The organism is Neobacillus notoginsengisoli, from assembly GCF_003515685.1.
Taxonomy (GTDB): Bacteria; Bacillota; Bacilli; order Bacillales; family Cytobacillaceae; genus Bacillus_D; species Bacillus_D notoginsengisoli.
Window position 1 is genome coordinate 76,082 of sequence record NZ_QWEG01000013.1, and the last position, 14,005, is coordinate 90,086.

The following is a 14,005-nucleotide window of genomic DNA, read 5'->3' on the forward strand; positions in this document are numbered from 1 at the left end:
AAGCACACCACACTTTACAAGAACATTAGTGAAAATAGGAGGAGTGGAAAAAATGGCATTTGGCAAAATGAATATCATGATTAATGGGTGCAAAATCAATGTAATGGAAAACGGTTCAGTCGTTTCCTTCCAAAAGACAGTCCAAAAAAGAAAAAGGAATTCTTATAAGGAGTCATTTGGCTTCGGGTTCCAATGCGGGGATGGCTGTTATCTTTATGGTGAGCTGAGCGGCATTCAGGATCAGGATGGAATAGACGCGATTAGTAGTAAAAACAATCATCCTCTTATTTAATCGGTATACTTTCTTCAGGCAATCCATGAATCTCATACACAATCATTAGAATGCCGTTTTGGAAGGACGCTTCGAGTTTATTGTCCTTAGCCAGTCTTGGAAGACTGATGTTTCTTTCAAACTCTCCGTACCTCATTTCCTTCTGGACCTCCTTCAGCTCTGAAAACGGACTGGTGATTTTCCCCTTGATCACCAGCCTGTCCCCTTGGAGGGAAACGAAAACCTCCTCACGCTGAATGCCAGGGAGTGCGGCAACCAGGTAAATATGGGTTTCAGATTCATAGATATCGACCGCCGGGAAAGTTTTATCCCGGTCAAAACCCATCTCACTAAATCCAGAAAAAACAGAATTTGAGTTCATATTTTCTTTTACAAACTCATCGTCAAAAATTTGTCCCCAAAAGGTTCCACCTTGAACCTTTTGCGCCAGTTCCATCCATTTCTTTAATTTGTCTGCATCCATTGTGTTCCCTCCTGCTCATATTGGAAACTGTCTAAGCATATATATTTTTCAAAAGGGGGGGGATCATTTGGCAGTGCCTGCTATTAATATTCATATTTTCATGATTAAAATAAATTCCTTCGAAAATGCTTCTGCTGTAAATATCGGACAAAATCTCCTGGCGGAATGGCAGAATTCCGATAAACGGAATCAGGGCTATGGCCAAAATTACGGAGACGATAGTGCATTTATTGGCAACAGGAATTTAGTTGACGACAAAGACCAAATTGATTCGCCGTCGTCCTTCGACACTTGTATCCCTAAAAACTTCAATGAAGGATTGATTCCATGATTTTTCTCCCTTCCATGGCAAATGTCCTCAATTTCAAAGTGAATTCAATGGACCGTTCCTCGCAGATTGGTTTCGGCTCCATCCAGCAAGCCGACGTCTTTCTCTCCACAAAGCGGAATATGGGATTCGGGGAACAGAACGGAGATATTTCCTTTATCAGCATCCCGATCAACTTCGTGAATGATTCCGATGTAACAGATGCAAATGCCGTTAAAAACAGCGTTATCTGATTTTTAGCTAGGTTAGCCTATCAGGTAATTCCCGGACCCACAAATAAAAATTGCAACCGTCGTTTCAATTTAAAACTATTTAAAAAACACTTCCCCGTGAAAATCGCCCTATTTTGATTGAATTAACTAGTTGGGCAAAGTTGATTGGAGCGGAAGGCGCGAAGACTCCTGCGGGATGCGGCGGCAAGGTGGAGACCCCACAGGCGCTAAAGCGCCGAGGAGGCTCCACTGACGCCCCGCGGAAAGCGAAGCGCCTGGAGCGCAAATCAACAACTATTTTCAAAAAATAAGTTCAATCTATGAGATGAGCAAAAAAACTCTTGGCTTCCGGATAAACGGCCGGTTGCCAAGAGTTTAGGTATTGGAATAGGTATTGGAATGTCTTCAGCCGCGAGGTTCAAAATCTCCCTTATTTCGCGGTTGGCACCTCGTCACCAAGCTTGCCGATGCGCTCCGCAACCTCAACTTCAGTCAGTCCATGTTCTTTTACATACATATTTCTTGGATGGACACGGCATTCATGGGTGCAGCTGCGCATGTATTTATGCTCATTTTCCTCAGAACAGAGAATTTGCTTGTTGCATTCAGGGTTCGCGCAGTTGACATATCGTTCACAAGGTTCGCCTGTAAAATAGTCCTTCCCTACAACAACGTGTTCAACTTGGTTAACTGGAACGGAAATCCTTTCATCAAACACATACATTTTGCCGTCCCACAGCTGCCCCTTCACTTCCGGGTCTTTGCCATACGTCGCAATCCCGCCGTGCAGCTGGGCGACATCTTCAAATCCTTCCTTCACGAGCCAGCCTGAGAATTTCTCACAGCGAATGCCGCCCGTGCAGTAGGTGAGAACCTTTTTGCCCTCAAGCTTCTCCTTATTCTCCCTGATCCATTCCGGTAGCTCACGGAACGCTGTAATATCAGGGCGGATGGCGCCGCGGAAATGGCCGAGGTCGTACTCGTAATCATTCCGGGCATCTACCACAACCGTATTCGGATCCTGCATTGCTTCAAAGAACTCCTTCGGCTCCAGGTATTTGCCTGTGACCTCATTCGGGTCCACGTCGTCTTCAAGCCTGAGTGTTACAAGCTCGCTCCGATGGCGTACGTGCATTTTCTTGAACGCATGGGAGTCCGCCCCATCGATTTTAAACACCATGTCCGCAAAACGCGGGTCCTCCTTCATCGCCTTCATATACGCATCAGTCTGCTCGACGGTACCGGAAACTGTGCCGTTTATTCCTTCCTCGGCGATGAGAATTCTCCCCTTCAGTCCAAGCTCCTTGCAAAATGCAAGATGCTCTGCTGTAAACTCCTCGGGGTTTTCTATATGGACATACTTATAATAGAGTAAAACTCTATATGGGTGAATTTCAGTCATTTTGCTTTAACTCCATTCTACTTAATCTATAGCAATCGCATTGGTTTCCAATGCACAAATAGTGAAATCCCAAAAGGCAATAAAATTATTGTATAAAAAAACGGAATGTTTTTCAATATACTTTAGCTTCACTCATAAAAAGTCAATTCTTTCTCAATCTGTCTGCGGATTTTATCGAGGCACTCCTCGGGTGTTTTTGCAAAAACCCGCTTCCCATTCACAATCGCAAACGGACTCCGCGCGCACATCCCGCAAAACGACAAGCAGTCATTCATGAGGACGGATACTTCCGGGTACTCTGACTCCAGAATCGCTTCTATGTCAAACTGGTTGATGCTATTGCTCATGCACACATCCACAATAACAATCCCCATTCCGTTCCCCTCCTCAGTGTTTCATCTATTTAATAGTATACCCTTTGTCAAGGGCGGCTATTGTCTGTTGGCACAAGAACAGTCCCGATCATCCTTCCAGCAAAAAATCGTCTGCCTTCCTTCAAGATCATTTTCTTCAAAATAAAGCACCTTCCAACCATTGAAATGCTCGAGCAATTCGTTAGACTTAAGCCTGAATTGGCTGGAAACCTTTTCAGTCCCAGCTTTCGGCGAATCGAAATACGTTTCCATAAAAAAGCAGCCGCCGTCTTTTAAAAGGCTTTTAACATAAGGAAATAGCCGCCGGTCAAGATAATAAGTGATAACGACTAAATCGAAGGACTCTTTTGCAAAAGGAAGGCTTTTAAGTTCTGTTAAGTCCCGAACAGACGGATACACCTTTAGGCCACGTCTTTCCGCCTGCTCACCAACATATTTCACCGCCGTTTCAGAAAGATCCACAGCCTGGACCTCGTAACCGCCTTCGGCTAAAAATAAACTGTTGCCGCCAAGCCCGCATGCCAGATCCAAAGCGGTTCCGCCGTTCAGGGAAGGTGCAAGATACTTAAGCCGCTCATTCGGCATCGGCTCTGCCATTGTTGTTAATCGATCCTGATGCTTTTGTTCCCATTTTTCCTTTGCATTCATCGCAACCACTTCCTTAAAGACTTTTTTGGAAAATATTTCGATAAACTTTTTGTTGAGTTTTCCCTATTTCTATTTGATTTCTACGGTTTATTCCCTTTTATTCTATATGAAAAAGAAAGGATTGAAATGGATGGTGTATTTGCAAAAGTTCATTTGTCTTTTAATCCAGTTAAACAACTGGTGATTATTTCCTTCTGTTAACCTTTTTACTTTCGACATTTTTCACCATTAAGACGGTGACTAATTTGTTATAATGTGATTTGAACTATATTTTAGGGGGATATGAAGTGAAGTTAGTTAAAAATGTTTTGCTTGTTTTACTGCTGCTGTTTTTGCTGCTAATGTCTATTGCGGCTCCTATCGCGCTCCTTGGCGTTGCAATTTATGGGGCAGGCTTCTGGCTTAGCCACCAAAAAGCAAAAGGCAACGTTTATTTTAAAAAGCCCTGGCTGCTGATAACCGCCGGTGCACTTGGAACGCTCATCCTAGTCGGGGCTTTCGCCGATACGACTGAAGGACAGGCTTCACAAAAACCGGCCGACCAAGTCGAAAAGCAGGAAAAAGATAATAAGGCTAAAGAAAAAGCAAAGGCTGAGGAAGCTGCGAAAGTAAAAGCTGCTGCGGAGGCAAAGGAAAAGGCAGAACGAGAGGCCAAGGAAAAAGCGGAAGCTGAGGAAAAGGCCAAAGCCGAAGCAAAGGCAAAAGCGGAAGCTGAAGCTAAGTTGAAAGCGGAGGCCGAGGCAAAAGCGAAAGCAGAGGCTGAGGCGAAGGCGAAGAAAGAAGCAGAAACTGAAGCACTCATTTCTTCTCTTGCCCTTGAGAAAGTCACAGTCGGCCGCGTTGTCGACGGGGATACGATCGAAACATCTGATGGCAGGAAAATACGCTTCATTGGCGTGAATACACCCGAATCAACAACAAGGCACGAGCCTTACGGAAAAGAAGCGAGCAATTATACGAAATCAAAATTGGCCGGCAAGCAGATCTGGATCCAAAAAGATGTCAGCAATACAGACCGCTATGGCCGCTACCTCAGGATCATTTGGCTTGCGATCCCCACTGACGATATGAACGAAAACGAAATCCGTACGAAAATGTTCAACGCGGAACTTGTCCTGAATGGGTATGCAGAGCCGTCCACTTACCCGCCGGATGTAAAATATAGCGAGTATTTTATTAAATTCGCACGAGAAGCACGGGCGGACAATAAAGGATTATGGGCTTACGGACCAAACGGAACAACAAAAGGCGACCTAGACCCTAAGCAAGCAACCACAAGTACTGCCCAAAGTAAACCAGCTACTTCTAAGCCGGCTGCTTCACAACCTGCCGCATCCAAGCCGGCACCATCAAAACCAGCGGCGACAACTGTGAAACCCGCTGCAAGTTCAGGCAGTGAGATTTTTGCCAACTGTACCGAATTGAGAAAGAAATACCCGAACGGCGTTCCGTCGACCCACCCAGCCTACCAACCAAAAATGGACCGGGACAAAGACGGATATGCATGTGAGCGTTGAATGAAAAAGTGGAGCTTTCTTGCTTCACTTTTTTATTTTGTTCCAGCTTACAAAACACACCTGATGATTCCATTTTAACTTTGGCAAAAATGCAAATATATTTTAGGAGTATTCTACTAACGTTAAAATGAAAAAAGGAGGAATAGAAAAGAGGGTTGCACGTGTTTGACCTACTTTTAAAAATGGTCGGGCGTCTTGGAATATTGGTGATGATTGCTTTTATCCTGACGCGCTTCCCATTTTTCCGAGAAATGGTCAAGCCTGGGGAATTAAAAAGAAGGCAAAGGATATGGCAATCGTCTTTTGGGTCATTCCGAATTATCGGTACGTATTCGGGACTTACTTTTGACACAGCCAGCCTTGAATTGAATAAATGGGCGTACGGCTTGAACAATGGTGAAGCGATTGCAAATTCGCGGGTGGTCGGAGTTGTCCTCGCCGGGCTTCTTGGCGGATTGAGGATGGGTATTGGCGCTGGGCTAATTGCTGGATTCCCCCCTCTAGCTTATTTATAATTGCCATGAAACCGCATTCATTTTTTTAGGGGGGGTAACAATGTATACGTTTATTGTTGGAGTTATTCTTTTAATTGTAGGTTATTTTACGTACGGTAAATTTGTTGAGAAGGTATTCGGAATAAAGGAAGGGCGGACAACACCTGCTTATACCCATAAAGATGGGGTTGATTATCTGCCGATGAGCACCACTAAAAACTCGTTGATCCAGCTGTTGAACATTGCTGGAGTGGGCCCTGTTTTCGGACCGATTATGGGAGCGCTTTACGGTCCGGTTGCCTTCATCTGGATCGTGGCAGGCTGTATTTTTGCCGGGGCGGTCCATGATTACTTGACTGGCATGATTTCAATCCGCAACCGCGGAGCCCACTTGCCTGAGCTTGCCGGGAAGTTTCTAGGAAATGTCATGAAACACGTTGTGAACGCTTTTGCTATTCTACTCTTATTATTGGTCGGGACCGTTTTCGTTACATCACCTGCCCAGCTCCTTTATAACTTGATGGATGGCTGGACAACAATGGGACTCATTGTCGGGGGCATTTTCCTGTACTATATCTTGGCTACACTATTGCCGATCGATAAAATTATCGGACGCTTTTATCCGTTTTTCGGTGCACTCCTTTTGATCAGTGCGGTTGGCGTTGGAGTCGGACTCGTCGTAAAGGGTGCTCCTATTCCGGAGCTGTCACTAAGCAATTTTCATCCTGACAATGCGCCAATCTTCCCGCTGTTGTTCCTGACGATTTCGTGCGGGGCATTGTCCGGATTCCACGCAACACAGACACCGATCATCTCGAGGACAACCCAAAGCGAGAAACAGGGCCGGAAGATTTTCTACGGCATGATGATTGCCGAGGGGATTATCGCGATGATTTGGGCAGCCGCCGCCATGAGCCTTTTCGACGGCTACGGTGGACTGAATGAAATGCTCGCTGCCGGCGGACCGGCGGGGATTGTCAGTGAAGCCTCAACTGCCATGCTAGGCGCAATCGGCGGAACACTCGCAATCCTTGGGGTTATTGTTTTGCCAATCACATCCGGGGACACGGCATTCCGCAGCGCCAGGATGATTATCGCAGATTATTTCAAGTATTCACAGGCAAAAATCACAAACCGCCTTTGGATTGCTATACCGCTTTTCGTTATATCTTTTGCTTTGACCAAAATTGATTTCACTATCCTTTGGAGGTACTTCTCCTGGGCGAACCAGTCAACAGCCGTAATCGCGCTTTGGGTCGCAGCCATGTACTTGTTTATTGCCAACAAGAACTACTGGATTGCCATGATTCCCGGTATTTTTATGACCGCGACTGTCACAAGCTATATTCTAAACGCCCAAATCGGCTTTGGCCTTTCTTTAACTGTTGCAAATATTGGCGCCCTCATCGTAACAGCCGGCATTACTGCCCTGTTCTTTAGTGCAGCCAAAAAAGCGAGAGCCCAAAACCTCCCGCTCGAAGAAGATATCTCCTTCTACAATAAAACAGCATAATGAGCTGCTGCAGCCCAAACTATAGAAAAACAGTCAATGAACAGGAGGAAAAAATAAACGCAAAAGGCCGGGACACCCTCCCCCTTTTCGCAAAAATCCTCCTCATCGCCATCACCCTAGCCGGCCTCGCCGCTGTGATTTTATTATGAAGCAGGGGACGGTTCCAGTGCTTCTTTCGAATGCCGAAAGAAGTGCGGAACCGTCCTTTTTGTTTTTATTTGAAAGTGGGGGATGATCATTTTAGGATGATTTTCTCACGTTAAGCTACTAAAGTTTCCTTCTTGCGTGATGTGACTTTTTACTCATTTTTCCAAAAGAGGCTCGGGGGTTTTTTTGTGCTAATTTCTGATTTTATGACCATCAGCCTAGTTTATTCTAGGTTTCTGGTTTAAGAGTCTGTTTTTGCTAGTCATTTAGAATGATTCATCAAGTTCTTCTTGATTTTCTGGCAAATTCTTTAAAATTGCCGGATTGTAAATTTAGAATATAATGAAAATTAACTATAAAGGAGGTATGTCCATTGAAGAAAAAGTTTTTGACAGGCGCACTTGCATTGGTTCTTGGAGCCTCAATCGCATTCAGCGGAGGACCGGCTACAGGAAAAGCAGCCCCGGCAGAAAAGAAGTACATAGTTGTGTTTAAAGACCAGAATAAATTGCCCGCCGGCTATGCGAATGCCATTGCAAAAGCAGGTGGGAAAATCGAATCGAAGCTTGAAAAGCTCGGTGCAGTTGAGGTTGTTTCGGACAATCCAAACTTCCTCGCCGAAGTGAAGAAATCATCTTCAGTTATGGAAGCTGGAGTTCAGAAAATTGTGTACCCTGAAAAAGCAGTAGTAACAGAATCGATTTCCCTTCCTGAAATGGGTGAGACAGCCGATTTATACAAATCTTTGCAGTGGGATATTAAACAAGTGACGAACAATGGGGCTTCCTGGGACCTGCCGGGCGGGACAGGAAAATCCGTTGACGGCAAGGATATTGTCGTCGGAGTCATTGATACCGGTATCGACTATAATCACCCGGATATTAAAGCGAACTATGCTTACGGCAAGTCTTTTGTCCCAGGCTATCCTGATGCAATGGACGAAGATGGGCACGGCACCCACGTTGCCGGTTCAATCGCCGGGAACGGCCGCATTATGGGCATCGGGCCTGAGCTGAAGGTTGCCGCATACCGAGTATTCGGCCCAACAGGTGGAGCGGAAACCTCCCATATTGCTGAAGCACTTATGACAGCCGCAGACGATAACGTCGATGTCGTCAACATGTCACTTGGAGGCTACGACTGGTTCCAGGATCCCGACTATGCGACAAAGGACATCGTTGCGGACGTAAACCTGTTCAACCGCGCCATCCAGTATGCAATTAAGAAGGGCGTCACCGTTGTCGGCTCTGCAGGAAATGCAGCCTCGGACCTCCGCCCAGGGCAATTGGCCGGCGATGATAAAGGGACTGTCCACCGCAGCCCGAGCAGCCAGACCCTTATCCGGGTATCTGCAGGCGGCATGCTTAAAAACCTAACTTACTACTCCAACTACGGTGTTGGCAAAATTGACGTCATGGCACCAGGCGGAGACCTTGGCCCGAACTATGACCCAGTCACGAAGACAGGAAGAGACAACTCTTACCTATGCCTGAGCTCAGTTCCTGGCGGCGGGTACGCCTACATGGCCGGAACCTCCATGGCCGCACCGAAAGTAGCCGGACTTGCGGGCGTCATCATCGCCAAACACGGCAAAGACAAACTCAACCCGGCCCAGGTAAAAACAATCATCCAAAACTCAGCCGAAGACATCTTCAAAAAAGGCTACGACGAAAAATCAGGCTTCGGCCTCATCAACGGAGTCAGCGCGCTGCAATAATGAAGCAAGGGGACGGTTCTGCTGCTTCTTTCGAATTCCGAAAGAAGCGCTGGAACCGTCCCCTGCTTCACTTTTGCCCGTAAGTTTTAAATTTTTCCGCGAGTCTTATCATTTCTTCTTCGGGCAGTATGACGGGTTCGCCTATAGATTTTGCCTGATAGAAAATTCTGGCGCAGAATTCGATTTCTTGGGCGATTGTAAATGCTGTTTTGATGTTGTTCGCTCCTGCAATTAATCCATGGTTCGCGAGTAGTACCGCCCGCCGCTCTTGCATGCCGCTGAAGGCTGCTTCGGCAAGCTCTTTTGTCCCGAAAGTTTCATAGGCTGAGCACCTGACATTCGGGCCAGCGTAGGCAACCAAGTATGAAACGGCCGGCAGGTCCCATCTTAATGAAGCAATTGTTTTTGCGTATGGCGAGTGGGTGTGTACGAGAGCATTTAAATCCTCCCTTTGCCGGTAAAAGATGAGATGCATTTCCTTTTCACTTGAAGGCTTCCGTTCTCCTTCAATGATTTCCCCATCGAGATTTAAAACGACCACATCCTCTAGCGCGGTCTCAAAATAATCCAGGCCGCTCGGGCTAATCGCCACAAGACCCGCCTCACGGTTATAGAGGCTGATATTCCCTCCGGTCCCTTGCGTCAATCCGCATTCGATGAGCTTCTTTCCAAATTCAACAACCGCTTTACGCTCTTCCATTAAAAGCATATCTGGGTATTCTCCCTTATTAAATTGTTATTTGGCCCTAATGACTGGTATTCCGTGTGAGAGATAGCATTCAATGCATTCTTCCTGATCAGGTAATAAGGTCTCAAGTTCGTCTGTAATAATCTTATCAATTTTATCTTTTTTGCATACTTCGAAGAAGGCAAGTTTCCCAAGCTTTGTATGATCCACTAAAACAATGACTTGGCTAGATTTACCAATTAGCGCCTGCTTCGCTTCGCCTTCATCGATGGTCGCGTCGGTCAGCCCCTCAGTAAAGTTGAGGGCTTTGCTTGAAATGAACGCTTTATCAATAAAAATGGACTGCAGATACTTGCGAAGCGACGCGCCCACGAGGGATAATGATTTCCCCCGCAGGAACCCCCCTAACAAAATGACTGTCACATCTTCCGCATCGGATAATTCAATTGCGATACTGATATTGTTTGTCACGACAGTCAGCTTCTTCTTCGTCTTAATCAGCTTGCTTACTTCATAAGCTGTCGTGCTGGCATCAAAGGCAATGACATCACCATCCTCAATCAGCTTGGACGCTTCCCTTGCAATAGCCATCTTCTCCGCCTTATTCGTATTCAGTCTTTTTTCAATAGATGCTTCATGCACTCTTTTTGTTTTAAGTTTTACTCCACCATAAACCCTTATGACATCGCCAGCTTTTTCGAGGAACTCCAAGTCCCTCCGGATTGTCATCTCGGATACCCGAAATTGAGTACTCAATTGCGAGACTTCAGCATAGTCACTTTCCTCTAAAATGCTCACAATCTTTTTTCTCCTGTTTTCTGGTACATTTGACATAGCATATTCCCTGTCCAAATTTTCTTCATCTCTTTCCAATGTGGTTGAGGTCGTTTTTGTCCTCTATTCGGTTTTAAAAAGCTTTTTCAGGTTCTCTTTATATGGAGCCCGTACAATTCCTTTTTCAGTGATGATGGCTGTCACATACTCATTCGGTGTCACATCAAATGAAGGATTGTAAACTTTTATTGTTTCCGGCGCGGTGAACTGGCCAAAGCGGTTAATCACTTCAGATGGCTCCCTTTCTTCAATTGGGATATCATCCCCCGTTGCCGCTTTCATGTCAATTGTCGGAGTCGGAGCCGCCACATAAAAAGGTATTCCATAATTTCTTGCCAAAATGGACACGCCCAATGTTCCGATTTTATTGCAGACATCGCCATTCGCCGCTACCCGGTCGGTACCGACAATGACAGCATCGACTTTTCCTTGCGACATCACGACAGCCGCCATATTATCTGTAATAACTGTAACGTCGATTCCCGCTGCCTGAAGTTCCAATGCCGTAAGCATCGACCCCTGCATCCTTGGCCGGGTTTCATCCGTATAAACTTTTATATCCCAGCCTTTTTCATGGGCAAGGTACATCGGTGCGGTCGCAGTCCCGTATTTCGTTGTCGCCAGCGCACCAGCATTGCAGTGAGTCAGGATTCCCATTCCATTTTTAAAAAGCGAAAGGGCGTGCTCGCCAATCTTTCTATTAATCTCTTCATCTTCTTTATGGATTAGGATGGCTTCCTCAAGAAGGATGTTCTTCAACTGGTGGATCGGCAGCTGTTTATTTTGCTCAGCAGTCCTTTCCATCCTTTCAAGCGCCCAGAACAAATTCACTGCTGTCGGCCTCGAAGTGCCAAGATGTTCAGAAACCTTTTTCAGTTCCTGGTAAAATTGCTCGTATGAGTCCTCACTCGCTTCCTTTATTCCAAGATAAAGTCCATAGGCAGCCGCAACTCCAATAGCCGGCGCCCCCCTGACCTTCATGACCCTGATCGCATCCCAGACGCCTTCCGCTGTACGGAACTCCTCATAAACAATTTGGTTTGGCAGAAGTGTTTGGTCAAGCAGGACAAGCGCATTATTTTTCCATTCAATCGTTATCAATTCTCCAGGCACAAGTAATCTCTCCTTTAAATCTATTCTTTTAGTCTATTGTATACTTTTTTCAATGTATCAAGAAAATCCTGGCCATTCTTGTAGCTTTTCCTTTCCAAAATGAACGCCTTGGCTGTTTCCAGGCAAACCCGTTCGGCCTGTACTCGGCTCTTTTCATCTGAAATGGAGGTAATATCCTTTACTTTCGCGAGCCCAACGATGCGCCTTGTCAATTCCAGCCCCGCAATCCCGGCAGTATCAGCCAGGACGCCATCAAGATACCATTGCGCAAATCCCTTTTCTTTTGCCATAATGTCTGTTACATTCTCCTGCCAAGAAGCGAGGAATTTCTCTGTGAACAAGTCGACTGTTTTAGCGATTGTGCTTTCGAGCCAATTTCTATAGTCAAGATTCGATCCGCCGGTAAAGGTAAAGTTCGCCCAGGCAAAAATAAGATTGGCGACCACATTTCCCACGTCGTATCCAATCGGCCCATAAAAGGCGAATTCAGGGTCAATCACCTTGGTCGAATCCTCCTTGACAAATATGGAACCCGTATGCAAATCTCCATGCACAAGAGCCTGCGCATTCGTAATAAAAGCGAACTTCAGCTTTGCTGCTTCGAGACGGAGACGGTCATCCCCATAAATCGTTTTCTCGATCCATTCTTTATTTGCGGGAAACAGTTCATTTCGATTGTTGCAATTATTAAAAGGCTCAGTATAGACAAGATCCTCGGAGATTTCACAAAGCTCGGGATTAATATAATCCTTGACCAATTCCTTCTTTTTCTTGTGTTCGAGAACCACATCTGTCGTCAGGAGCAATGTATTGACCATAAAGGTGGAAAGATCCTCCGCAAGGTTCGGGAAGACTCTTTGCTCCAAAAGAGCTGTCCGAAGAATCGTATGGTCGGATAAGTCTTCCATCACACAGCAGTTCATTCTTTCATCATAAAGGGAAACTTTAGGGACGAGGCCTCGAGCCAGTTCTCCCTGCAGCTTGAGAATATTCGATTCGATCCGGATTCGGTTTGTTGACAGCTTGAAATCATCCGAAATCCTCGCTGTCTCCCCCGCTTGTTTGACAATGATTGAAGAGCCTGTTTCTTCATCGACAACACGGAAAACATAATTCAAATTCCCATCACCAATTTCCTTGCATGAAAGCTTGCCCGTGTTTTCAAAGCCCGCTATTTTCTCCCGAACGTACATTTTTACATCATCAGGATTCATAAGAAAATACGAATCAAATGAAGTCACTTCCAAAACCTCCCCAGTTAATTTAATCTCTTCCGGTAATAAGTGGATGCAAGAGCGAGTGCTAAAACAGCACCTTTAACAATATTTAAAGAATAATAAGGTACCGACATCATCACAAGCCCATTCTCCAGGACTCCGACAAGGATAGCCCCGACAAAAGTTCCAATGGAATTTGGCTTCCCGGAACCCGCGACTGACTGACCGATGAACGCTGCGGCGACTGCTGGCATAAGAAATCCCGCCCCGGCATTTATTTGCGCGGAACCAATTTTTGAAGCCAAAATAATTCCCCCGAGCGCGGCAAAAAGAGTGGACAGGAAGTAAGCGAGCGCGCGGTAGCGGTTTACCGGAATACCTGACAGCCTCGCTGCTTCCATATTCCCCCCGACCACATACATGTACCGGCCATGCTTCGTATGATTTAAAAAGATATGAACAAAAGCGACGACAACAACCATGATAATGATAATAGCAGGCGCCTGGCCCAAGCTCTCAAAAAGTGGACTGAGTTGGCCGTTCGTGGGGGTCCCATCCAGACGGGGCATCCCCTCGCTGATTGACCCTCCTCCTGTATAAGTCATAGCCACTCCTTCAAAGATGAACATCGTGGCAAGTGTGGCAAATAAATCCGGTATTTTCACCTTAACAATTAGAAAAGCATTTACAGCGGCAACCACGAGTGTGACCACAAGCGCAATCAAAATGGAAGGAACGGTCGGCATGCTGAACCAGACAAACATTGCGACTACGAGCGAACTGGACATTGTTGCAGCAGAACCGATTGATAGATCGAATCCATTGACCGACAGTGACACCGTCAACCCGACTGCTATAATTGTCACGATTGCGATACTCCGGAAAATTGTCAAGATATTGGAGCCGGTCAAAAAATGCGGCATGGATACAGAAAAGAAAATGACCAGCAAGAAAATTGCGATAACAGTGCCCCAGTTATTGATGAACTGAAGTGTGCCGCCAAGTCCCCGGGACGGATTACTTTTGATTTCAAGATTCGGCGCCAT

General features: G+C 45.9%; 18 protein-coding genes. 9 read left to right on the plus strand and 9 right to left on the minus strand.

Going from position 1 to position 14,005, the window contains the following annotated elements; genetic code table 11:
- Positions 1-52 precede the first annotated feature (52 nt).
- Positions 53-292 (plus strand): hypothetical protein, encoded by a 240-nt coding sequence (locus D1B31_RS18950; protein WP_118923364.1) that lies wholly within the window; start codon positions 53-55, stop codon positions 290-292.
- Here D1B31_RS18950 and D1B31_RS18955 read toward each other — a convergent pair.
- Positions 285-755, minus strand: coding sequence for an Hsp20/alpha crystallin family protein (locus tag D1B31_RS18955; protein WP_118923366.1), 471 nt, complete (start codon positions 753-755; stop codon positions 285-287). The genes D1B31_RS18950 and D1B31_RS18955 overlap by 8 nt on opposite strands.
- Before the next feature lie 100 nt (positions 756-855).
- On the opposite strand from D1B31_RS18955, the gene D1B31_RS18960 reads away from it, so the two are divergent.
- The 3 genes from D1B31_RS18960 to D1B31_RS24425 all read left to right on the plus strand — a co-directional run bounded on the left by D1B31_RS18960 (position 856) and on the right by D1B31_RS24425 (position 1,606).
- Positions 856-1,086, plus strand: coding sequence for a hypothetical protein (locus tag D1B31_RS18960; protein ID WP_118923452.1), 231 nt, complete (start codon positions 856-858; stop codon positions 1,084-1,086).
- A 14-nt stretch (positions 1,087-1,100) separates the two neighbouring features.
- Positions 1,101-1,316, plus strand: a complete 216-nt coding sequence (locus tag D1B31_RS18965) for a hypothetical protein (RefSeq protein WP_420846129.1) — start codon at positions 1,101-1,103, stop codon at positions 1,314-1,316.
- Positions 1,317-1,429: 113 nt separating this feature from the next.
- Positions 1,430-1,606, plus strand: coding sequence for a hypothetical protein (locus D1B31_RS24425; RefSeq protein WP_158587612.1), 177 nt, complete (start codon positions 1,430-1,432; stop codon positions 1,604-1,606).
- Positions 1,607-1,725: 119 nt separating this feature from the next.
- Here the strand turns inward: D1B31_RS24425 and trhO are convergent, their stop codons facing one another.
- From trhO to D1B31_RS18980, 3 genes are all read right to left on the minus strand, one after another.
- Positions 1,726-2,697, minus strand: coding sequence for an oxygen-dependent tRNA uridine(34) hydroxylase TrhO (gene trhO / locus D1B31_RS18970; RefSeq protein WP_118923370.1), 972 nt, complete (start codon positions 2,695-2,697; stop codon positions 1,726-1,728).
- 128 nt (positions 2,698-2,825) lie between these two features.
- Entirely contained in the window at positions 2,826-3,071 is a 246-nt protein-coding gene (locus D1B31_RS18975) for a YuzB family protein (RefSeq protein WP_118923372.1), read from the minus strand.
- Positions 3,072-3,128: 57 nt separating this feature from the next.
- Entirely contained in the window at positions 3,129-3,719 is a 591-nt protein-coding gene (locus D1B31_RS18980; protein WP_118923374.1) for a class I SAM-dependent methyltransferase, read from the minus strand.
- Positions 3,720-4,006: 287 nt separating this feature from the next.
- On the opposite strand from D1B31_RS18980, the gene D1B31_RS18985 reads away from it, so the two are divergent.
- The 5 genes from D1B31_RS18985 (at position 4,007) to D1B31_RS19000 (ending at position 9,107) form a co-directional block, all read left to right on the plus strand.
- Positions 4,007-5,236, plus strand: a complete 1,230-nt coding sequence (locus D1B31_RS18985) for a thermonuclease family protein (protein WP_240035344.1) — start codon at positions 4,007-4,009, stop codon at positions 5,234-5,236.
- Positions 5,237-5,397: 161 nt separating this feature from the next.
- On the plus strand, positions 5,398-5,751 hold the full coding sequence (locus D1B31_RS18990; protein ID WP_118923376.1) for a LytS/YhcK type 5TM receptor domain-containing protein: 354 nt from the start codon (positions 5,398-5,400) through the stop codon (positions 5,749-5,751).
- A gap of 40 nt (positions 5,752-5,791) precedes the next feature.
- Positions 5,792-7,243, plus strand: a complete 1,452-nt coding sequence (locus D1B31_RS18995; RefSeq protein ID WP_118923378.1) for a carbon starvation CstA family protein — start codon at positions 5,792-5,794, stop codon at positions 7,241-7,243.
- Positions 7,243-7,392 (plus strand): hypothetical protein, encoded by a 150-nt coding sequence (locus D1B31_RS24660; RefSeq protein WP_192894805.1) that lies wholly within the window; start codon positions 7,243-7,245, stop codon positions 7,390-7,392. The genes D1B31_RS18995 and D1B31_RS24660 overlap by 1 nt, the downstream gene beginning before the upstream one ends.
- 371 nt (positions 7,393-7,763) lie before the next feature.
- The gene (locus tag D1B31_RS19000; protein WP_118923380.1) at positions 7,764-9,107 is read left to right on the plus strand and encodes a S8 family serine peptidase; all 1,344 of its coding nucleotides are present in this window, start codon (positions 7,764-7,766) and stop codon (positions 9,105-9,107) included.
- Between the two features lie 67 nt (positions 9,108-9,174).
- On the opposite strand, the gene D1B31_RS19005 is transcribed toward D1B31_RS19000, so the two are convergent.
- The 5 genes from D1B31_RS19005 to D1B31_RS19025 all read right to left on the minus strand — a co-directional run bounded on the left by D1B31_RS19005 (position 9,175) and on the right by D1B31_RS19025 (position 14,005).
- Positions 9,175-9,816, minus strand: coding sequence for an L-fuculose-phosphate aldolase (locus tag D1B31_RS19005; protein WP_118923382.1), 642 nt, complete (start codon positions 9,814-9,816; stop codon positions 9,175-9,177).
- Between the two features lie 27 nt (positions 9,817-9,843).
- Positions 9,844-10,629 (minus strand): DeoR/GlpR family DNA-binding transcription regulator, encoded by a 786-nt coding sequence (locus tag D1B31_RS19010; RefSeq protein ID WP_118923456.1) that lies wholly within the window; start codon positions 10,627-10,629, stop codon positions 9,844-9,846.
- Between the two features lie 63 nt (positions 10,630-10,692).
- Complete coding sequence (gene mtnA / locus D1B31_RS19015) at positions 10,693-11,742, minus strand: S-methyl-5-thioribose-1-phosphate isomerase (protein ID WP_118923384.1); 1,050 nt, start codon at positions 11,740-11,742, stop codon at positions 10,693-10,695.
- Positions 11,743-11,762: 20 nt separating this feature from the next.
- Positions 11,763-12,983 (minus strand): S-methyl-5-thioribose kinase, encoded by a 1,221-nt coding sequence (mtnK, locus tag D1B31_RS19020; protein WP_118923386.1) that lies wholly within the window; start codon positions 12,981-12,983, stop codon positions 11,763-11,765.
- Between the two features lie 17 nt (positions 12,984-13,000).
- A complete protein-coding gene (locus D1B31_RS19025; protein ID WP_118923388.1) occupies positions 13,001-14,005 on the minus strand; it encodes an ABC transporter permease in 1,005 nt (334 codons plus the stop codon).